A 19,257-nucleotide genomic window follows, 5' to 3' on the forward strand; every position below is an offset into this window, starting at 1 on the left:
CTACGCACCGGCGATCCAACCAGACCCACTCATCTCGAGGCGCCACGTAGTGGCCGCGAATGAGACCTCCAAGACCCACAGTCTCGGCTGGAGCCCTCCTTCGAGGCTAACGTTTCACGGCAGCATCTTTGGATGAAGGGGGATGGTCGGAAGGAGGCTGGCAGCCCAGCTTTCGCGCGCTTACGTCACTCGGGCGGCCGAAATCCAAAAAGCCGCCCGGTCGGGAAATCGAAGATCTTTCCGGATTCCGTCCAAGCTGGCGAGGCCAGGATTACAAAACTGGACGCCAGATCCTCCGGCGTCTTCAGCGTCTCCGGATCCTCGCCCGGCATGGCCGAGCGGCGCATGGCGGTGCGGAGCGGGCCGGGGCTGAGGAGCATCGCGCGGATCGGCGTGGTCTCGGTCTCGGCCGCGTACGTGCGAACCATGGCGTCGAGCGCCGCCTTGGAGATCGAGTATGGCCCCCAATAGGCCTTGCACTTGTGGGCCGCACCCGACGTCACGAAGATCGCGCGACCGGCGTCGGAGCGGCGCAGCAGCGGGTCCAGCGAGCGGATCAGACGCCAGTTGGCGGTGACGTTAACGTCGATCGTCTGCTGCCAGACCTTTGGCGTGATGTGCCCGAGCGGCATCAGCGCGCCGAGGATGCCGGCATTGCCGACGACGATGTCGAGCTTCTGCCAGCGCGCGTCGATGGCGGCGCCCAGGCGGTCGATGGCGTCGTAATCGGTGAGGTCGAGCGGGACGAGCGTGGCGCTGGACCCGACGGCCTGAATGGCGTCGTCGAGTTCTTCCAGCGCACCCTGCGTCCGCGCCACGGCGATGATGTGCGCGCCAGCCTTGGCCAAAGCCAGCGCGGCCGCGCGGCCGATCCCGCGCGAGGCGCCGGTGACGACGGCGACACGGCCGGCAAGCGGTTCTTTGGAGGTTTCGATCATCGGAGGGATCAAGCTCTCACAGTCATTCCGGGGCCGCGAAGCGGAACCCGGACCCGAAGGGGCGCGCCGGAGGCGTGCAATCCATGACTGAGCGCAGCATCTCGGGTAGATTCCGGGTTCGCCGTCGACGCCCCGGAATGACGGGATGGCAGCACCACTAATCCGCTTCCGCCAGCATCGCGAACCGCTTCGGGCCAGCAATCTGCAGGTCGGTGAGGCCGGTGGGGTAATCGCCGGTGAAGCAATGGTCGGTATATTGCGGGCAAGTTGCGTCGCGGCCCTCCTCGCCCATGGCACGGTAGAGGCCGGGAATCGAAAGGAAGGCGAGGGAATCGGCGCCGATATAGTCGCGCATGCCCTCCAGATCGTAGGTTGCAGCCAGGAGCTTTTCGCGCTCGGGTGTGTCGATCCCGTAGAAGTCCGGGTGTGTGATCGGCGGCGAGGCGATGCGGAAGTGGACCTCACGGGCGCCGGCCTCGCGCATCATGCGCACGATCTTGATCGAGGTGGTGCCGCGCACGAGGCTGTCGTCGACGAGTATGATGCGCTTGCCCTCGACGGCCGCACGATTGGCCGAATGCTTCATGCGCACCCCGAGTTCGCGCACAGTCTGTGTCGGCTGGATGAAAGTGCGCCCGACATAGTGGTTGCGGATGATGCCGATCTCGAAGGGCAGCCTCGCCTCCTGCGCGAAGCCGAGCGCCGCCGGTACGCCGGAATCCGGCACCGGAATGACGATGTCGGCGTCCGCCGGGGCCTCGCGGGCGAGTTCGTGGCCGATGCTCTTGCGGATGCCGTAGACGCTCTTGCCGTTCACCACCGAATCCGGCCGAGCAAAGTAGATGTATTCGAAGATGCAGGGGCGCATCGGCTGCCGCTCGGCGAAGCGGATCGATTCGACCCCCTCTTCCGAAATCACCACCACCTCGCCGTTCTCGACGTCGCGCACGAAGCGCGCGCCGATGATGTCGAGCGCGCAGGATTCGGAGGCCAGGATGTAGCGGCCGTCGAGTTCGCCGAGCACCAGCGGACGGATGCCAAGAGGGTCGCGGGCGCCGATGAGCTTCTTGTTGGTGAGCGCTACGATCGCGTAGGCGCCCTCGATCTGTTGAAGCGCCTCGACGAAGCGCTCGACGATACGCGGCTTTCGGCTGCGGGCGGCCAAGTGCAGAACCACCTCGGTGTCGGAGGTGGACTGCGTGATGGCGCCGTCGCGGACGAGATCGCGGCGGATCGAGAGGGCGTTGGTGAGGTTGCCGTTATGTGCAACCGCGAGCCCCCCGCTCGCCAGTTCGGCGAAGAGCGGCTGGACGTTGCGCAGGATCGTGCCGCCGGTGGTCGAATACCGGACGTGACCGATGGCGGCCCGCCCGCGCAGGCGTTCGATGGTGCCGCGATCGGAAAAGTTGTCGCCGACGAGGCCCTGGCGGCGCTCCGAGTGGAATACCTTTCCATCGAACGAGACGATGCCGGCCGCCTCCTGGCCGCGATGCTGCAGGGCATGGAGCCCGAGCGCGGTGACGGCCGAGGCGTCGTCATGGCCGAAGATGCCGAAGACGCCGCACTCCTCGCGCAGCGTATCGCCGTACTCGCCGAGCGGATCGCGGTCGATCTCGGCATCGGGGACGCTCGCGCCGTGTGCAGGCATGCCGATACCGAATCCTCGTTGCCGGAACCGGGCTCCGGGCTGAACTGAAGAAGCGCTACTTAGTCGGCCTTGCAGTCGTAACCAAGAACGGTTGCACGCAGATCAGCGTCCCGGTGCCGGCGTGGCAGGCGCCGCGTCGCTCCGGCGCTGCCCGCCGGTCTCGGTCTCGGCCGGCGGCTCGGCAGGCTCGCCGGTGCCGTCGCCCTTCGGCTTGCGCAGGTTCTTCAGGAAGCCCTCGGGGTTGGCCGGCAACTGGGCCACCAGGGCGTCGCCGGACTTCTCCAGAAACGGGCGGCTTTTCGCCTGGGCCGCCCATTCGGGCATCTTGCCCTGGACGAGCCAGGCCAGAAACACCCAACCGATCACGCAGATCAGGAAGCCGCGTCCGGCTCCGAACAGGAAGCCGAGGGAGCGGTCGACCGCGCCGATGCGCGAGTCCAGCACGATGTCGGAGATCTTCACCGTGATGATCGAGACGACGATGAGGGTGCCAAGGAAGATCGCGGCGATCGAGGCGACGAGCGCCACGGTGTCGCTGGTGACGTGCTGCTTCACCGTCGGCAACAGCATGGGATGCAATGTCCAGGCGACGGCGCCGGCCACCACCCAAGCGACGATGGCCAGCACCTCGCGCGTCACGCCGCGCACCGCTGCGAGGAGCGCGGAGATCACGACGATGCCGAGCACCACGAGATCGAGGATCGAGAACGGCATCGCTGTCGGCAATCGTGGGGGCGGAGAAACGCATGACGGGAACGACCGCACCGGTTCCCCCCGAACCGCGCGCCCTCGTCTCTTGGTTACCGAATATACCCCGCCGAACCTCGGCCGTCACCCGCCGGCCGGACGAGCCCGCCGATTCGCGGTTCGTAACGGCCCTTGGGCCACAACCCGAACTCCGATCGACATTCGCGCCGGTCTCGGTGATTTCCGTCGCGGAGCTGGTCGTGTTCCGGATCGGGGCGGACGCTCATTCGCGAGAGTGTGGACGCCGCTTCGTCATTGCGAACGAAGCCTGTCGATGCAGCCTTTAACGGCCGATGGCACATTCCCGCTGCGTCGAACGAACGAAAAAGCCGCCCTGCGAAGGGGCGGCTTTGACAGATCAGCGGCTCTGCAGCCAAAATTACTTGATCTTCGTCTCTTTGAAATCGACATGCTTGCGCACGACCGGGTCGTACTTTCGCATCGTCAGCTTCTCGGTCTGCGTGCGGGAGTTCTTCTTGGTGACGTAGAAGAAACCCGTGTCGGCGGTCGAGATGAGCTTGATCTTGACGGTGACGGCCTTGGCCATGGCGCTGTGCCCCTGAAGCGGTGGGTGAACGCATTCCGCTCGGGCGAAACGCAAAAGGCCGGGTTGGAACCCGGCCGGAATTCGGGTGGGTGAATGCCCGATCGGCCCTCGCCCGTCAAGGCGGCGGTCGATTCAGCTCCGTGGCGGATAGGTGTGCTCGATGGCGGGGAAGCGGCCGCCGCGCACGTCCTCGGCGTAGCCCTTTACCGCATCTTCGATATGCCCGCGCAGGGCACCGTAGCTCTTCACGAATTTCGGGGCGCGGTCGGAGAGGCCGAGCATATCTTCGAGCACGAGGATCTGGCCGTCGCACTGGGCGCTGGCGCCGATGCCGATCGTCAGCGCTGTCACCTCCGGCGACGCGGCGATGGTGCGCGCCACCGGTTCGACGATGCCCTCCATCACCATGGCGAAGGCCCCGGCCCGGCTGATCGCGACGGCGTCGTCCATCAGCGACTCTTGGCTCTCGGGCGTGTGGCCCTGGACCTTGAAGCCGCCCATGGTGTTCACGGATTGGGGGGTGAGGCCGATATGGCCCATCACCGGCACGCCGCGATCGACCAGGAACGACACCGTCTCGGCGAACTTGGCGCCACCCTCCATCTTGATCGCGCCGGCGCCGGTCTCCTTGATGACGCGGGCGGCGGTGTGGAAGGCCTGTTCCTTGCTCGCTTCGTAGGAACCGAATGGCAGGTCGACGACGATCAGCGCCCGGCTGGTGCCGCGCATCACCGCCTGGGCCTGCACGATCATCATGTCGACGGTAACCGGCAGGGTCGATTCCATGCCGTGCATCACCATGCCGAGGGAATCGCCGACGAGAATGAAGTCGCAATAGGCGTCGAGGATGCCCGCCGTGTGCGCGTGATAGGCGGTGAGGGCGATGATCTTGCGGCCTTCGGCCTTGTGCCGGTCGAGATCGGCCGGCCTGACACGCCGGGATTGAACCAATTGCGACATGCTCTCCTGCCTCGCCTGCCTCGCAGCCCACTCGGTTGCGACGCCGTTGCCTGCGGGACAGTATTATACACGGGTTCCACCGCCATGGCGGCACCGCGCATCGGCTGCAACGAAGACTGTCGATGTGGGAAGCAGCCCGGAGAGGCCTGCATCACATGCGTGGTACGGCGAACCGTCCCGCTTGCCCTTGTTCGGGCGTTTCCTCCCTAGACTTCGGGCCGTCTCCGGGCGGCCTTTTTTCCGCCACAAGTCGGCAGGTGTCAACAGCCATATTCGCGGCGATGGTTTTGAATTCGCTGAATTTTTAGGCGCAGGCCTACGATCGGACGGGCATTGGGACGAGCGCCTCCGACCGCGGAGGCTAGAGGGTTTTCTCGAGGAAAGATTCGATCCATTCCGCCTGCGTTTCGCCGACGGAACGCCCGACCTCGTCTCGACCCTTGAAGGCGATCAGCGTGCTCTGGCTCCGCGCATCGAAACGACGGACCAAGGCCTTCTGCGTATCGAAGTCGATCTCGAAGATCGCGAGACTGCCGAAGCGGGCACCGGTGCCGAGCTTGGCCAGGATCGGCTTCTGCGCCTTGCAAATAGGGCACCATGGCGCCGTGATCGCAACCAGTACCGGTTGGCCCGCCGCCTGTGCGGCGTCGAAGGCGGCCTGATCGAATGGGATCGGGGCGGCTCCGAAGGCGGAGGTCGCCATCGATGACAACAAAGCAGTAACGATGAGCGATCGGCGCGTAAGCATCGGTCCAATTCCTTAACCGTCAGCGCTGCGGCTCGGCAGGCGGCGTCGCCTTCTCGTCGGCGATGTATGTCCACGTCTTGTCGGCCTTCACCACCGCAGTGTCGTACGTGTCCTGCCAACCCTCGACGCCGAGCGGCCACCAGTGGACGCGACTGTAGCCAGCCGCGACCAAGCGCTTGCCGGCGTTCCAGCTGCCCCAGCATTCCGGACGGCAGAAGGTGACGATGGGCTTGGCCTTGTCGCCGCCGGTCAGCTCCGCGATGCGCCTGAAGAACTCCGCTTCCTGCTCGGGCGTCAGCGGCACGACGCCTGCGCCCGGCAGCCAGACCGCGCCGGGGATCGAGCGATGCGATGGCAGCCACGGCGTGCCCGGCGGCAGGCCCTGGGGCTTGCGATCGGCGAGCACCACGTCGAGGAGCACCGGCTTGTCGTCGGCGATCAGCGCGGCGAGGGCGGCAAGGTCGACCACCGTCGCGCCCTTGAGCGTCGGCGGCGTGTAGCCGTGCTGCGGCCCGTCGTAGAGCCCTGTCGGTTCCGGCACGTTCACCGGCGAGTCCGCCGGACCCGCCGCCCCGAGCAGGGCGGCGAATGCAGCGACCGCGAGGGGCCGAAGAACGCGAGGCCGATGCAGAGCGGACATCAGTTGCTCGGCGACGGTGCTTCGAAGCTCTTCTCCCACCGGCCGTCCTGGTTGTCGGAGGCGACGACCTTGATCGGACCCTTGCCCTCGGGCTTGAAGCCGAAATGGATCACCGGGTTCGAGGCGATGGAGATGTCGCCGTCCATGTGGAAGATCAGCTTGTCACCGTAGGACACGTCGAGCTTCTGGATATAGCGGGCCGGGGTGTAGTCGCGGCTGACCTGATTCATCTGCATCCCTGAAAAGTTCGGGTGGCGGATCATCAGCGTCGCTTCGGCCGGCTTGCCGGGGGTGGCCTCGCCGAACTTCATGCGCATGTCGCCCATGCCCTTCATGGCCTCCTCGTCGCTCATGCCCATCGGGGCCGAACAACCGCCGGAGGCTTTCACGAAGCCGACCGACTCATAGAACTTGCCATCCGTCGTCTCGGTGACGGCGTGGACGTTGGTGTAGTTGTTGATGCGCACGCGCAGCTTGACCTCGCCCGGATCGGCGGCCGGCCCGAAGGTGAAGTGGGCGGCATACGGCGTCGGGTTGTCGTCGATCACGAGCGAGAGGCTCTTCACCTTGTCCTTCTCGGGCATGGTCAGGGTGATCGGCACCAGCGCGGCGTCCTCGGCGCGCTTGGGCGCATCGATCTTCACCATCGTCTCGCTCGGCTCGATCGTCTTGCCGGCGAAGAGCTCCTTCTTGAGATCGTTCCAGCGCTCGGCGCGCTCCTGGTCGGTGTCCGACGCACCGGCGGCGTGAGCCGTGCCCGCGACGAGCGCCGTCGCCGACAGCGAAAGGCTGAGTGCTAGGATCAAGGCTTTCATGGCGTCCTCCTGAGTGCTGACGAATCTAGTGCAGTTTTCGATGGCTGGGATGTCGGCACGTCGCCGTACGGGTCACTCCCACTCCAGTTCCTTGTAGGCCTGCGTAACGTTCCGCGGATTGTAGGTTTCGAACAGCGCCCAGTTGTCCCGTTCCTCGTGGGCGACGGTCTTGGAGGCCTTCTCGATGGAGACGTCGGACGAGACGGCCTTTCGGGTCTGGTCACGCAGGGCCGTGAGGTAGCGGGAGAGGTCGGCGAGAGCGGGGGCAAGTTCGACCCGCGTCGGGCCGTGGCCCGGTACGGCATGGGTAGCGCCAAAACCCCTCAGACGCTCGATCTCCTTCAGCCAGCCGACCAAATTGCCGTCGAGGGAGGGGATGCGGCCGACGAACAGCAGGTCGGCCGGGAACAGCAGGCCGCTCTCCGAATCGCGCATGGAGAGGTCGCAATTGGTGTGGGCCGTACCGTGAGCGGTGAAGACGAGCTTACGGCCGCCGATATCGATCTCGGCGCCATCCTTCACCTCCAGGGTCGGATAGACCACGCTGCCGGCCTTCTCGGGCCCGAGGAGGTCTTCGAGCCGCTTGCGATAGAATTCACCACGTGAATCGAGGGCGCTCCGAAGGACGTGATGGCCGACGAAGACCGGTTTGTCCTCGCTGAAGGCCGAGGCGCCGAAGCAGTGATCCGGATGGACGTGAGTCAGAACCACGTGGCTGATCGGCTTCTCCGTGCGCCTGCGGATCTCGCCGCGCAGCCAGGCACCGTCGGCTCGGCTGCCGCCCGACTCGGTCACCAGTACCGAATCGCGGCCGACGATGAAGCCGATATTGGCGATAGCGTCGTTGTTCTCGGGGCTGGCCTCGGCGTCGGGACCGCGCCGGATAAAGATGCCCGGCCCCACCTCGTCGAGCGCGAAGCCCTCGGCCGAACGGCCGAGCGTCGGCAGACAGCACAGGCAGAATCCACCGAACAACGCCTCGCGGCGGCTCGCGAATCCCTTCATCGTGCCGATCCTCGGGCGTATTGGGCACGGACCAGCGTACCGCCGAAAGCGGGCGCGACCATCTGCCATTTCCTCCGTCTTGTCTTTCTACCATTTAGTAGGTAGCCAGAGTTCTGGTCAAGAGCCGAGAGACAGTGCTAGGCATGATCAACGATCAAGCGCGCGTGATGAACATAGACAGCGAACGATGAGGGACACACGCAGCGAATTGCTGATGCAGGCCGAGATCCTGGTGCGGGGTCGCGGCTATTCCGGCTTCAGCTATGCCGATCTGGCGGACGCCGTGGGTATCCGCAAGGCGAGCATTCACCATCATTTCCGCACCAAGGAAGACTTGGCCTTAGCACTCGTCGCTGCCTACGACGCACGCTACGACGAAGCCCTGGCGGCGATCCTCGACGAGACCGCCGACGGCGTCTCGCGGATCGAAGCCTATGGCCGGCTTTACCTGACCGGCGTCGAGAAGGGGCTGGGGTGCCTCTGCGCCGCGCTTGCAGTGGAACTCGACACGCTGCCCGAGGCCTTGCGCGCGGACATCGCCCGCTTCTTCGACAAGCACATCGCGTGGCTGGAGCAGATCCTCAGTCAAGGCGTGGCCGACGGCAGCGTGCGCGCGAGCGTCGACCCGGCTGCGTCCGCACGCATGGTCGTGGCGACGCTGGAGGGGGCGTTGCTGTTGGAGCGGTTGCTGGCGGGGCCGGTGGGGTTCGGGAATACGCTGACGGCGCTGGCGGAGAGCCTCAGACCAACCGGTTCATAGAAACGGCGCCGGATCGTTGTCCCGGCGGGGCGGCTTCACGTCCACGCGGTTCCACCAGCCGCCGCCGAGAGCCTGGAACAGGGCGACCGTGTCCGAATACTGGTTCGCCCGCGCTGTGGCCGAGGTCACCAGCGCCGAGAGGTAGGCCTGCTGGCCGATCAGCAACTGGGCGCTGTTGATCGCACCGGCCTCGAACTGCTTGCGGATGAGGCCGACGCTCTCGCCCGTGGCCTTCTCGGCGGCTGTGGCGGCGGCGACGGCATCGGCGTCGGATTGCAGGGCACGCAGCACGTCGGCGACGTTCTGGAAGGCGGTAAGCACGACCTGACGGTACTGGGCCTGAGCGAGGTTGAGTCCCTCTTCCGCGGCCTGCTGTCGCCGGAAGAGGGTGCCGGCATCGAACAGCGGCTGGGCGACGGTGCCGACGACGCTGTAGAAGAACGCCGCCGAGCTCGCGAGTTGGGCGATCCGTACGGCGCTCGAGCCGCCGGCGGCGGTGATGTTGAACTGGGGCAGCCGGTTCGCGACCGCGACCCCCACGCCGGCGCTCGCCTGCTCCACCTGAGCCTCGGCGGCCTTCACGTCCGGCCGCTGCTGCACCAGCATGGATGGCAGGCTGACGGGGAGCTTCGTCGGCAGGCGGAGCGCGCTGAGCGTAAAAGTCTCCGAGACCTCTTCGCTCGGGAGGCGCCCGACCAGCGCCGTCAGCAAGTTGCGTTGCTGCGCCAGCGCCTTTTCGAGCGGCGGCAGAAGCTGCTGCGAGACGGAGAGCTGGGCCTGCTGCTGCAGCACGTCGGCTCCGGCGATCTGCCCGAGGGAAAGCTGCTTGTTGTAGAGGTTGAGGACTTCGGTCTGCGCCGCGATCACCTTCTTGGTGGCGTCGATCTGGGCGCGCAGCGACGCCTCTTGGATCGCGGCCAGCACGACGTTGGTGGTCAAGGTCAGGTAGGCGGCTTCCAGCTGGAAGCGCTGGTTTTCGGCCTGAGCCTCGAGCGCTTCGACCTGCCGGCGGTTGCCGCCGAAAACGTCCGGCACGAAGGCGACCTGAACCTGAGGCGTGAACAGGCTGTAGGTGAGCTGGCGCTGATCGTTCAGCGGGCCCTGCAGCTCGCCGCCGGGCGCCTTCTGCTGCGACGCGAGCCCGTTGAAGCCGACCTGCGGAAACAGGGTGCCGCGCTGCGCCTCGGTGTTCAGCCGGGCCATCCGGAGCGAGGCCTGGGCCGCATCGAGGGACGGGTTGTTGGCGAGCGCTTCGGTGACGAGCCGGTTCAGGGCCGGGGAACGAAACAGCGTCCACCATTGCCCAGGGATGTCCGCGCCCTTCACGAAGTCCTGATCGGCCGAGCCGCCCTGGCTCGTCTTCACGCCGCTGGCGGCACGGGGATCGCGCAGGGGTTCCTTGGTATAGCCGGACACCGGAGGATCGGCGGGCGCCATGAAATCTGGGCCGACGGCGCAGCCGCCGAGGCTGGCTGCCAGCGCCAGAACGGCCACGGTCGAGCGCAGGCGCTTCGATGTCTGCGTGGCTGCCGTCATGCCCTCGTCCGGCGATCCGCACCGTGTCGTCGCACTGCACAGGCGCTCACGGCAGAGCGGAGTCAACGCGAAGCTTCGCGCGCGCCGAAGCCTTTCGGCGGCCTGTTGCCGGTGCATCACGGGACGCGCCCGATCAGGCCGCAGCCGCATGCCGGTGAGCGCCCTGCCCCTCGGCTGCCCTTTGGGGGGGGCGACGGGAAAATAGGGAGATCAGGACGGGCACCACGACGAGGATGAGGTTTGGCGCCAGGGTGATGCCGCCGACCACCACCAGGGCCAGCGGCTTCTGTACCTGCGAGCCGATACCGGTGGAGACCGCGGCCGGAAGCAGGCCGACGCAGGCCGCGACGCAGGTCATCATCACCGGCCGCATGCGGATGTTGGCGGCGTTCCAGACGGCGTCCCGCCGCGCCTGCCCCTCGTCGATGAGCTGGTTGTAGTAGGCGAGCAGGATCACGCCCTCCATCGTCGAGATGCCGAACAGCGCGATGAAGCCGATCGCCGCCGAGATCGAGAACGGCGTGCCCGTGAACACCAGGGCGAAGATGCCGCCGATCATCGCCATCGGGATCACGCTGAGGGTCAGCAGCATGTCCACGACGGAGGCGAAGTTGACGTAGAGCAGCAGGGCGATGAGCGCGAGCGTGATCGGAACCACCACCGACAGGCGCGCGACGGCGTCCTGCAGGTTGGTGAACTGCCCGACCCATTCGAGGTGGTAGCCGGCCGGGAGCTCGACCTCCCGTGCAACGCGCTCCTGCGCCTCGATCACCGCACTGCCGAGATCGCGCCCGCGTACCGAGAATTTCACCGGGATGTAGCGCTCCTGGTCCTCGCGGTAGATGAAGGCCGCGCCGGAGACGAGGTCGACGCTGGCGATCTCGGAGAGGGGCACCTGCACCACGGTGTCACCCTGCTGCGCGCCGATGGTGATGTTGCGGATCGTCTCGAGCGAGCGGCGATACTCCGGCGCGAGGCGCACACGCATCGGGAAGTGCCGGTCCGAGCCGTATTCGTAGAGATCGCCCGCCGCCTGTCCGCCGATGGCGGCCTGAACGGTGGTGTTCACGTCGCCGGGCGACAGCCCGAAGCGCGCCGCCTTGCGACGATCGACGTCGATCCGCACCGTCGGCTGACCCAGGGAGGTGAAGACCGCGAGATCCTCGACGCCGGCGACGGTGGCGAGCACCGACTTGATCTTGTTCGCGGCCTTGGTGATCTCTTCGAGGTCGCTGCCGTAGATCTTGACCGAGTTCTCGCCCTTCACGCCCGAGGCTGCCTCCTGGACGTTGTCTTCGATGTACTGGGAGAAGTTGAACTCGATCCCCGGAAAATCAGCCGCAAACTTCTTCTGGAGATCGGCGATGATCTCTTCCTTGGTGACGCCTTTGCGCCATTCGTCGATGGGCTTCAGCGGCGCCAGGATCTCCACGTTGAAGAAGCCGGTCGCGTCGGTGCCGTCGCTCGGACGGCCTTGGTGCGAGAGCACGGTGACGACCTCCGGCACCTCGCGCACGATGCCGCGGATCTTCTCGACATAGGAATTGCCGGCCTCCAGCGAGATCGAGCCGGGCATGGTGCCTCGGATATAAAGGTTGCCCTCTTCCAGCTTCGGCAGGAATTCCAGGCCGAGGGTCTTGCTGGCGATGCCGGCGGCGGCGAGCACCGCGACGATCAGGCCGAGGGCGATCACCTTGTGGTTCAGGGCGAGGCGCAGGACGATGACGTGCCCGAAGCGCATGGCCCGCACGATGAGCGTGTCGCGCTCCTCGACGTGATTGGGCAGGATCAGCGCCGCCAGTGCCGGCGAGACCGTGAAGGTCGCGAGCAGGCCGCCGATCAGCGCGTAGGCGTAGGTCTTCGCCATCGGCCCGAAGATGTGGCCCTCGACGCCGGTCAGCGTGAAGAGCGGCAGGAAGCCGACGATGATGATCGTCGCCGAGAAGAAGATCGCCCGGTTCACCTCGGCCCCGGCGATGCCGATGATGCCGAGCCGCCCGGTCAGGCCGCCCGGCGGTGTCTGGCCCTCGCTGTGTTCGGGCTCTGCGACGTGCCGGAATACGTTCTCGACCATGATCACGGTCGCATCGACGATCAGCCCGAAATCGATGGCGCCGAGGGATAGCAGGTTCGCGGAATCGCCGCGGATCACCAGGATCGCGATGGCGAAGCCCAGCGCGAACGGAATCGTCGCCGCCACGATGATCGCGCTGCGGAGCGAGCCGAGAAACAGCCACTGCACCACGAACACGAGCACCACGCCGAATACGAGGTTGTGCATCACGGTGTGCGTCGTGGTCTCGATGAGCCCGCTGCGGTCGTAGATGCGCTCGATCTTCACGCCCGGTGGCAGGATCGTGGACGCATTGATCCGCTCGATCTCGGCCTCGACCCGGCGCAGGGTCGGCAGGCTCTCGCCGCCGCGGCTCATCAGGACGATGCCCTCGACGATGTCGCTCGCGCCGTCATGGCCGACGATGCCGAGGCGCGGCGCGCTCGACACGCGAACCTCCGCAACGTGACGGACCAGAACAGGAACGCCCTTGACCTGCGTCAGCATGGTCTCGCGGATGTCGTCCATGTCGCGGATCAGGCCGACGCCGCGCACGACGGCCGATTGCTCGCCGACATTCAGCGTCTGGCCGCCGACGTTGATGCTCGAATTGTTGAGCGCGGTGATCACCTGGACCAGCGTCAGGCCAAAGGCCTGGAGCCGGTTGAGGTCGACGGCGATCTCGTATTCTTTGGCCTTGCCGCCGAAGGCGGTGACGTCGACGACGCCGGGGATCGCCTTGAAGCGGCGCTGCAGCACCCAGTCCTGAAGCGTCTTGAGGTCCGTCGGCGTGTAACCCGCGGGGCCGGTGATCTTGTAGCGCATGATCTCGCCCACGGGGCTCGTCGGCGAGATCTGCGGCTGGGCGTTGTTCGGCAACGGCGGAAGTTGCGACAGGCGGTTGAGCACCCGCTGCAGCGCCTCCTGGTAGGTGAACTCGTAGTTGAACTGCACCTTCACGTCGGAGAGGCCGAACAGCGAGATCGTGCGGACGACCGTTGCGTTCGGGATGCCGGCGAGCTGCACCTCCAGCGGAATCGTGATGTAGCGCTCGATCTCGTCGGCCGACTGCCCCGGCAACTGCGTGATGACGTCGACGAGCGGCGGCACCGGATCCGGATAGGCCTCGATGTTGAGCTGCAGATAGCTTGCGTAACCGATCCCGAGGGTCATCAGGAACAGCAGGAAGACCAGTACGCGCTGCTTGAGGGAGAAGACGATCAGACTGTTCATGGTGCGCCCTCAGTCCGATCGTCAGGACGCGTTGCTGCCGGTCGCCGCACGGTCGATGAAGATGGCGCCGCGCGTCACGACCTCCTCGCCCGTCTTGAGGCCCTCGACCACCTGGACGTTGTCGCCGTTGGTCAGACCGAGTTTCACATCGCGCGCTTCGATGGCGCCGTCGGGTCGCGACACCCAGACATGCGCCTTGTCGCCCTCGTAGACGACGGCCGCGCTCGGCACGCTCGGCGAGAACCGGTCGCCGCCGGTGACGATGGTGAAGTTCGCGAACATCTCGGGCTTGAGCGAGCGGTCGGGATTGTCGAGCTCGCTGCGCACGCCGAGCCGGCGCGTCGCCGGGTCGAGGCTGGTGGCGATGTAGCTGATCTTGGCCCGGAAGATCGTGCGCGGGAAGCCGACGACGCGGGCGTCGATCTCCTGGCCGATGCGCACCTTCGGCACCTCGCTCTCGCGGACGTTGGCGATGAGCCACACCGTCGAGAGATCCCCGATCACGAAGAGCGGGTCGCCGGAGGACGAGATGTACTGCCCGACGCCGACCTTGCGCTGGACGATGGTGCCGGCGATCGGCGCGCGCACCTCGGTCTCGGCGCTCATCCGGCCGGCCTTCTCGAAGGCCGAGATCTCCTCGTCGGTCTTGCCGAGCAGCCTGAGCTTGTTGCGGCCGGCCTGAAGCGTCGCCTCGGCGGTCTTGAGGTCGCTCTGTGCTGCGATGACGTCGTTCTGCGCCGATTCGTAGTCCTTCAGCGCTGTGGCGCGGGCCTGAAACAACTCCTGCTGGCGCACGGCGATGTTCTGTTCGAGCTTGTAGAGCGCCCTGGCCTTGTCCAGGCCGTTGAGCGCGCCCTGGTAGTCGTTCTGAGCCTGAACCATGTCGCTGGCTTCGATGGTCAGGAGGACCTGGCCCGCCTTCACGTCGTCGCCGGCGCGGGCCAGCACTTTGGTCACGCGGCCCGAATAGGGCGAAGTGACGGGCACGTTGTCGTCCTCGTTGACCGCGATACGGCCCTCCGCCGAGTATTCCGGCCGGAAGGTCACGAATGCGACCGGCTTGATCTCCAAGGCCGTCCGCTGTTCCTTCGTCGGCCGGAAGACGCGCTCGCCCGCGGCGGCATTCCTCTTGGCGGATCTTGCGCCCTCGTCGTCCTTGGGCTCGCTCTTTCCCGGCATCATGTCCTGCGCAAGCGCGAGGGACTTCTCGGCGAGATCGCGCACCGGCTGCGGCCAGATGGCGACGGCGGCGACGAGCGCGACGACCACCGACAGCAGGAGGCCGAGCGTGAGCATCGACGCGCGGCGGGGCCGCTCGCGCGTCGCCTCGAAATACGCGCGGGCGGAATCCGCCTCGGGCTCAACGGGTGTGCGCGCGTCCATTCGGTCTCGGGCTCAAGGTCGCGATGCCGCGGGTGTCGTCGATCGGGTGCGAATCAGCGAAACGAAGCGGCGCCTGCGAATCACAGAACCGCTTGTTTCGGCTTCTATAAGGCAGGCTGCTCGGCGTCGTTCGAAGGCCTGACGAAAGCCGTGTTACGCCGCCTCGCACTGCCAAGCTTGGGCTGTGCTGGCAAGTGCAGCTCGGGCATGGCTGGAAATAACGGCGGACGCCGTATGCGCCCGCTGCGGGATGCCTTCTATCCGGCGCCCGATGACACAATATGACGGTTCGCTACGTCATCCACTGTCTGCCACAGCCCGACGAGTCCTCATGTCCGATACCGCGCGTCCCACCTCGGAAAAGATCCCCGTCACGGTGCTTACCGGCTATCTCGGTGCGGGCAAGACGACGCTCCTGAACCGCATCCTCACCGAGAACCACGGCAAGCGCTACGCCGTGATCGTCAACGAGTTCGGCGAGATCGGCATCGACAACGACCTCGTCATCGGCGCCGACGAGGAAGTGTTCGAGATGAACAACGGCTGCGTCTGCTGCACGGTGCGCGGCGACCTGATCCGGATCATGGACGGGCTGGTGAAGCGGCGCGGCAAGTTCGACGCGATCATCGTCGAGACCACCGGGCTCGCCGACCCCGCCCCCGTCGCGCAGACCTTCTTCATCGACGAGGACGTCGGCAGCGCCGCCCGTCTGGACGCCGTCGTGACGGTGGCCGATGCGAATTGGCTCGCGGACCGCCTCAAGGACGCGCCCGAGGCCAAGAACCAGATCGCCTTCGCCGACGTGATCCTGCTGAACAAGGCCGATCTCGTCGAGCCGGCCGACCTCGACCGCGTCGAGGGCTTGATCCGGTCGATCAATCCATACGCGAAGGTCCACCGCACCAGCCGCTGCGACGTGGCCCTCGATCAGGTGCTCGACCGCAACGCCTTCGACCTATCCCGCATCCTCGACATCGAACCGGACTTCCTCGAAGAGGGCCATCACCATCACCACGACGACGACATGCAATCGGTCTCGGCCAAGATCGACGGCCCGGTCGACCCCGAAAAATTCATGCCGTGGATCTCGACCCTGACCCAGGTCCAGGGGCCGGACATCCTGCGCTGCAAGGGCATCGTCGCCTTCCCCGACGAGCCGCAGCGCTTCGTCTTCCAGGGCGTCCACCAGATCCTCGACGGCGACCTTCAGGGTCCGTGGAAGGATGACGAGGCCCGCGTGTCGCGGGCGGTCTTCATCGGGCGCAAGCTCGACCCGGAGGCGATTCGTGCGGGGTTTTTGTCGTGCGGCGTGTAGAGCCGTTCCCTCACTGATTATCGAAGCCGTCGCACTCCGTGCGCGACGGCTCCTTCTATGAGGCCGGATCGTCAGCGGGGTGCGAATGGCCCCGGATCCGAACTCGGCTGTGCCTCGTCCCCGCCGGACTTTTTCTTGGTCGTCGGCGGCGGCTTCTGGCCATCGATGGGTTTACTCGCTGGGTCGCCCTGCCCCGGACGTTCTCGCTCCCGGGTGTCGTTGCCGACTTTCTCGTCGTGCTCCTCAATCAAACTCGTCGCCGCGTCGCGGTCGCGTTCCCGGTCCATCATGCTCTCCGTTTCCAGAGTGGCGAACGGCGGGCGTGGCGATTGGTTTCGTGAGACGGCTCTTGGGCCGCTGCCTGCCTGGGCCGCACCTGTCGGCGATACTCTGATTTCGTAACCGGCACGATGCTACAGGGTCTCATGCGCGCCGCCCTCGCCTCGCTCGCTCTGCTCGTCGTCGCCGGTGCCGCCGCGGCCGAGGTGACGCGCGACACGCTATGGGTGGTCACACGAACCTGCGTCGCAGCCCAGTCCACCTTCGGAAAGCCCTTTCCGTGTCTCCGGGTCGACCTCGGGAATGCCGCCACGCCCGGCTTCGCAGTGCTGAAGGCCCCGCTTCTGAAGACGGAGGTGGTGGTGATGCCGATAGCCAAAATCGTCGGCCTGGAGGACATGTCCCTGCGCTCCGCCGCAGGCGCGGCGTACTGGCGGGCCACGATGGGGTCCCGGCACTACGTCACGGACTCCCTGAACGGCCGTCTCGACCTCCGCAACGTGGGGATGGCTGTGAACTCGCGGGGCGGTCGTTCGCAGGACCAACTGCACATCCATCTCGACTGCGTTCAGCCCGCAGTCCGTGCAATCCTTCGATCCCATGCCGGCGCCTTCACGCGCGAATGGAGTCTTCTGCCCTTTCCGCTCGAACACGAGCGCTACTACGGGAGGATGATCCCGGAAACGGCTCTGGAGGACCTCAACCCGTTCGCGGCTCTCGCCCATCTGCCAGGGTCGCACGACCTGCGCAGAACGAGTTTCGCGCTGATCGAAACGTCGGCAGACGATCCGGTCCGGGGCGCCTACCTGCTCGCCTACCGTGCTGCCGACAGTCACGCCGAACGTCTGCTCGACCATGACTGCGCGCTGGCAGCCAAGACGGCAGCGCGATAGGTCTCCGTTCGACGGAACGAAGCCGGCCCGTCGGGAAGCGGCTTGGCCGGATCGGATTTACCGCCGGGCTGCTGCCTTCCGCTTCACCCGCCTCTTCCGCTTCGGCTTGGCGCCGGTCACGGCCTTCGTCATCTCGTTGACCGCCGCACGCTGCTGCGCCCGAACGGCATTGGCGGCGTGGCCCATCCACCATCCGGCGGCCTGGTTGGCGGACGAGAGCCAGAAGCTCATCACGGGGTTCTTCATGCGGCCTCCTAAAGAGGAGGTAACGCTTGCGGTGGCGGAACGGCCCCAACACAGACCGGCAAGGGCGCGACCATGTCCGATATTTCGTGAATCTCAACCATTCGATGCTGTCATCGAAGCCTGTACGGGACCGCGTGTGAGCGGGACGGCGCCCGATGCGGGGTGCTGTTCCGGATGTTGCGTCGGGCGGTCCGCGGAGCGCGTCGAGCCATGCCGTCCACGGCCGCCACCCTGTCCTCGCGTGGAAGCGCGGGCGCCTGGGCCGAGATCCCGATCGTCGCGGCCCTCATGGGGCTGGCGAAGGTGCTGCTCGCGGCTTTCATCTTCTTCGCCTGTTTCGCATTTTCCGACGTCGCGCCCTACGACGTCATTGCTTTCCCGACGATGGCGCTCTGGCTTGCCCTCGGCATCCGGCTGCACCGTGGCGTGATGCCGCTCGTCGGCCTGCTGCTGCTCTATCTCATGGCGATCGGCACCAGCCTGATGCCGTATCTGGCCGAGCCCTTCCCAGTAACCTGGACGATCCAGCTCATCTATCTCGTGATCACCGGCATCTTTTTCGCGATGCTATTCTCGGACGACACCGAGAACCGGATGGAACTGGCGCTCAAGGCCTACACCGCGAGCTGCGTGTTTTCAGCTTGCCTCGGCATCGTCGGCTACATGCAGGTTCTCGGCATCGAGGATCTCTTCTACAAATACGGCCGCGCGTCGGGCACGTTTCAGGACCCGAACGTGTTCGGCTCGTTCCTCACGCTCGGCGCGCTCTACTTGATGCATGCGCTGCTCACGGGCACGGCGCGGCGGCCGTTGCTGTCGTTCGCCGGGCTGCTGATCATCCTCGCCGGCATCTTCCTGTCGTTCTCCCGCGGCTCCTGGGGCGGAACGGTGATCGCGACCGGGCTGATGATCCTCTCGGTCTACCGCACCAGCGACTCGGGTCCCCTGCGTCGGCGCATCGTCACCCTGTCGCTCGTCACCATCGCCATCGGGATCGTCGCGGTGATCGGGCTGCTCTCGGTCGACCACATCGCCAAGATGTTCGAGAGCCGTGCCGCGGTGACGCAGGACTATGACGAAGGCGAGACCGGGCGCTTCGGAAACCAGCTTCGCGGCATCGTCATGCTGCTCGAGCTTCCCTTCGGCATGGGACCGATGCACTGGCGGCTGATCTTTCAGCTGGAGCCGCACAACTCCTATATCGGAAGCTTTGCCAATGGCGGCTGGCTCGGTGGTGCGGTGTTCATCGTGCTCGTGCTGGCGACGGCGTTCATCGGCTTCCGGCTGACGCTGCGCGATACGCCGCTGCGGGCGCAGGCACAGGTGGTGTGGCCGGCGTTGCTGATGTTCTTCCTGCAGGCCATGCAGATCGACATCGAAAAGTGGCGCCACGTCTACATGTTGCTCGGCATGGTCTGGGGGTTGGAGGCGGCGCGATTGCAATGGCTCGCGCGGAGGCAACACACTCCACGAGCCGAACCGCGGCCGTTAACGGCTGCTTAATCATCGTT

At 66.1% G+C, this 19,257-nt stretch carries 18 protein-coding genes; 4 read left to right on the top strand and 14 right to left on the bottom strand.

The annotated features are described in order from the left end of the window. Positions 1–185: 185 nt before the first annotated feature. From MHA02_RS00280 to MHA02_RS00320, 9 genes are all read right to left on the bottom strand, one after another. Positions 186–938, bottom strand: coding sequence for an SDR family NAD(P)-dependent oxidoreductase (locus MHA02_RS00280; protein ID WP_147075970.1), 753 nt, complete (start codon positions 936–938; stop codon positions 186–188). Between the two features lie 157 nt (positions 939–1,095). Then, positions 1,096–2,586, bottom strand: a complete 1,491-nt coding sequence (purF, locus tag MHA02_RS00285; RefSeq protein ID WP_238180344.1) for an amidophosphoribosyltransferase — start codon at positions 2,584–2,586, stop codon at positions 1,096–1,098. Between the two features lie 102 nt (positions 2,587–2,688). After that, positions 2,689–3,300, bottom strand: a complete 612-nt coding sequence (locus MHA02_RS00290; RefSeq protein ID WP_147075971.1) for a CvpA family protein — start codon at positions 3,298–3,300, stop codon at positions 2,689–2,691. A gap of 412 nt (positions 3,301–3,712) precedes the next feature. Then, positions 3,713–3,880 (bottom strand): 50S ribosomal protein L33, encoded by a 168-nt coding sequence (gene rpmG, locus MHA02_RS00295; RefSeq protein WP_147075972.1) that lies wholly within the window; start codon positions 3,878–3,880, stop codon positions 3,713–3,715. A gap of 132 nt (positions 3,881–4,012) precedes the next feature. Then, the gene (panB, locus tag MHA02_RS00300; protein ID WP_147075973.1) at positions 4,013–4,840 is read right to left on the bottom strand and encodes a 3-methyl-2-oxobutanoate hydroxymethyltransferase; all 828 of its coding nucleotides are present in this window, start codon (positions 4,838–4,840) and stop codon (positions 4,013–4,015) included. 361 nt (positions 4,841–5,201) lie between these two features. Then, positions 5,202–5,543, bottom strand: a complete 342-nt coding sequence (locus MHA02_RS00305; RefSeq protein WP_373318372.1) for a thioredoxin family protein — start codon at positions 5,541–5,543, stop codon at positions 5,202–5,204. Positions 5,544–5,607: 64 nt separating this feature from the next. Next, the gene (locus MHA02_RS00310) at positions 5,608–6,228 is read right to left on the bottom strand and encodes a rhodanese-like domain-containing protein (protein ID WP_147075975.1); all 621 of its coding nucleotides are present in this window, start codon (positions 6,226–6,228) and stop codon (positions 5,608–5,610) included. Further along, complete coding sequence (locus tag MHA02_RS00315; protein ID WP_147075976.1) at positions 6,228–7,043, bottom strand: quinoprotein dehydrogenase-associated SoxYZ-like carrier; 816 nt, start codon at positions 7,041–7,043, stop codon at positions 6,228–6,230. Before MHA02_RS00315 ends, MHA02_RS00310 begins: the two co-directional genes overlap by 1 nt. Before the next feature lie 72 nt (positions 7,044–7,115). After that, positions 7,116–8,048, bottom strand: coding sequence for a quinoprotein relay system zinc metallohydrolase 2 (locus tag MHA02_RS00320; RefSeq protein ID WP_147075977.1), 933 nt, complete (start codon positions 8,046–8,048; stop codon positions 7,116–7,118). Between the two features lie 187 nt (positions 8,049–8,235). Between MHA02_RS00320 and MHA02_RS00325 the strand changes: the two genes are divergently transcribed. After that, complete coding sequence (locus tag MHA02_RS00325; RefSeq protein ID WP_147075978.1) at positions 8,236–8,808, top strand: TetR/AcrR family transcriptional regulator; 573 nt, start codon at positions 8,236–8,238, stop codon at positions 8,806–8,808. Here MHA02_RS00325 and MHA02_RS00330 read toward each other — a convergent pair. From MHA02_RS00330 to MHA02_RS00340, 3 genes are all read right to left on the bottom strand, one after another. After that, positions 8,803–10,344: an efflux transporter outer membrane subunit gene (locus MHA02_RS00330; protein ID WP_147075979.1), complete on the bottom strand. Its 1,542-nt coding sequence runs from the start codon at positions 10,342–10,344 to the stop codon at positions 8,803–8,805. The two genes, MHA02_RS00325 and MHA02_RS00330, sit on opposite strands and share 6 nt — an antisense overlap. Positions 10,345–10,477: 133 nt before the next feature. After that, positions 10,478–13,630 (bottom strand): efflux RND transporter permease subunit, encoded by a 3,153-nt coding sequence (locus MHA02_RS00335; protein WP_147075980.1) that lies wholly within the window; start codon positions 13,628–13,630, stop codon positions 10,478–10,480. A gap of 21 nt (positions 13,631–13,651) precedes the next feature. Then, complete coding sequence (locus tag MHA02_RS00340; RefSeq protein WP_238180343.1) at positions 13,652–15,013, bottom strand: efflux RND transporter periplasmic adaptor subunit; 1,362 nt, start codon at positions 15,011–15,013, stop codon at positions 13,652–13,654. A 331-nt stretch (positions 15,014–15,344) separates the two neighbouring features. On the opposite strand from MHA02_RS00340, the gene MHA02_RS00345 reads away from it, so the two are divergent. Beyond that, positions 15,345–16,328, top strand: a complete 984-nt coding sequence (locus MHA02_RS00345) for a CobW family GTP-binding protein (RefSeq protein ID WP_147075981.1) — start codon at positions 15,345–15,347, stop codon at positions 16,326–16,328. Positions 16,329–16,399: 71 nt separating this feature from the next. Here MHA02_RS00345 and MHA02_RS00350 read toward each other — a convergent pair whose 3' ends face one another. Next, positions 16,400–16,615, bottom strand: a complete 216-nt coding sequence (locus MHA02_RS00350) for a hypothetical protein (RefSeq protein ID WP_170248941.1) — start codon at positions 16,613–16,615, stop codon at positions 16,400–16,402. Positions 16,616–16,753: 138 nt separating this feature from the next. On the opposite strand from MHA02_RS00350, the gene MHA02_RS00355 reads away from it, so the two are divergent. After that, on the top strand, positions 16,754–17,500 hold the full coding sequence (locus MHA02_RS00355) for a CDP-diacylglycerol diphosphatase (protein WP_147075983.1): 747 nt from the start codon (positions 16,754–16,756) through the stop codon (positions 17,498–17,500). A gap of 57 nt (positions 17,501–17,557) precedes the next feature. Here MHA02_RS00355 and MHA02_RS00360 read toward each other — a convergent pair whose 3' ends face one another. Then, positions 17,558–17,746: a hypothetical protein gene (locus tag MHA02_RS00360; protein ID WP_147075984.1), complete on the bottom strand. Its 189-nt coding sequence runs from the start codon at positions 17,744–17,746 to the stop codon at positions 17,558–17,560. A gap of 210 nt (positions 17,747–17,956) precedes the next feature. On the opposite strand from MHA02_RS00360, the gene MHA02_RS00365 reads away from it, so the two are divergent. After that, the gene (locus MHA02_RS00365; protein ID WP_147075985.1) at positions 17,957–19,249 is read left to right on the top strand and encodes an O-antigen ligase family protein; all 1,293 of its coding nucleotides are present in this window, start codon (positions 17,957–17,959) and stop codon (positions 19,247–19,249) included. Positions 19,250–19,257: the final 8 nt, after the last annotated feature.

The sequence above is a fragment of the Methylobacterium haplocladii genome, assembly GCF_007992175.1.
In the GTDB taxonomy this organism is placed as follows: Bacteria; Pseudomonadota; Alphaproteobacteria; order Rhizobiales; family Beijerinckiaceae; genus Methylobacterium; species Methylobacterium haplocladii.

What these genes read in the sequence shown, in the direction of transcription:
- rpmG (WP_147075972.1), bottom strand. Translation starts at nt 3,880, where the DNA reads ATGGCCAAGGCCGTCACCGTCAAGATCAAGCTCATCTCGACCGCCGAC.
- MHA02_RS00290 (WP_147075971.1), bottom strand. Translation starts at nt 3,300, where the DNA reads ATGCCGTTCTCGATCCTCGATCTCGTGGTGCTCGGCATCGTCGTGATC.
- MHA02_RS00320 (WP_147075977.1), bottom strand. Translation starts at nt 8,048, where the DNA reads ATGAAGGGATTCGCGAGCCGCCGCGAGGCGTTGTTCGGTGGATTCTGC.
- MHA02_RS00355 (WP_147075983.1), top strand. Translation starts at nt 16,754, where the DNA reads ATGCGCGCCGCCCTCGCCTCGCTCGCTCTGCTCGTCGTCGCCGGTGCC.
- MHA02_RS00340 (WP_238180343.1), bottom strand. Translation starts at nt 15,013, where the DNA reads ATGGACGCGCGCACACCCGTTGAGCCCGAGGCGGATTCCGCCCGCGCG.
- MHA02_RS00350 (WP_170248941.1), bottom strand. Translation starts at nt 16,615, where the DNA reads ATGGACCGGGAACGCGACCGCGACGCGGCGACGAGTTTGATTGAGGAG.
- MHA02_RS00315 (WP_147075976.1), bottom strand. Translation starts at nt 7,043, where the DNA reads ATGAAAGCCTTGATCCTAGCACTCAGCCTTTCGCTGTCGGCGACGGCG.
- MHA02_RS00280 (WP_147075970.1), bottom strand. Translation starts at nt 938, where the DNA reads ATGATCGAAACCTCCAAAGAACCGCTTGCCGGCCGTGTCGCCGTCGTC.
- MHA02_RS00345 (WP_147075981.1), top strand. Translation starts at nt 15,345, where the DNA reads ATGTCCGATACCGCGCGTCCCACCTCGGAAAAGATCCCCGTCACGGTG.
- MHA02_RS00310 (WP_147075975.1), bottom strand. Translation starts at nt 6,228, where the DNA reads ATGTCCGCTCTGCATCGGCCTCGCGTTCTTCGGCCCCTCGCGGTCGCT.
- MHA02_RS00335 (WP_147075980.1), bottom strand. Translation starts at nt 13,630, where the DNA reads ATGAACAGTCTGATCGTCTTCTCCCTCAAGCAGCGCGTACTGGTCTTC.
- MHA02_RS00360 (WP_147075984.1), bottom strand. Translation starts at nt 17,746, where the DNA reads ATGAAGAACCCCGTGATGAGCTTCTGGCTCTCGTCCGCCAACCAGGCC.
- MHA02_RS00305 (WP_373318372.1), bottom strand. Translation starts at nt 5,543, where the DNA reads ATGGCGACCTCCGCCTTCGGAGCCGCCCCGATCCCATTCGATCAGGCC.
- MHA02_RS00365 (WP_147075985.1), top strand. Translation starts at nt 17,957, where the DNA reads ATGCCGTCCACGGCCGCCACCCTGTCCTCGCGTGGAAGCGCGGGCGCC.
- purF (WP_238180344.1), bottom strand. Translation starts at nt 2,586, where the DNA reads ATGCCTGCACACGGCGCGAGCGTCCCCGATGCCGAGATCGACCGCGAT.
- panB (WP_147075973.1), bottom strand. Translation starts at nt 4,840, where the DNA reads ATGTCGCAATTGGTTCAATCCCGGCGTGTCAGGCCGGCCGATCTCGAC.
- MHA02_RS00330 (WP_147075979.1), bottom strand. Translation starts at nt 10,344, where the DNA reads ATGACGGCAGCCACGCAGACATCGAAGCGCCTGCGCTCGACCGTGGCC.
- MHA02_RS00325 (WP_147075978.1), top strand. Translation starts at nt 8,236, where the DNA reads ATGAGGGACACACGCAGCGAATTGCTGATGCAGGCCGAGATCCTGGTG.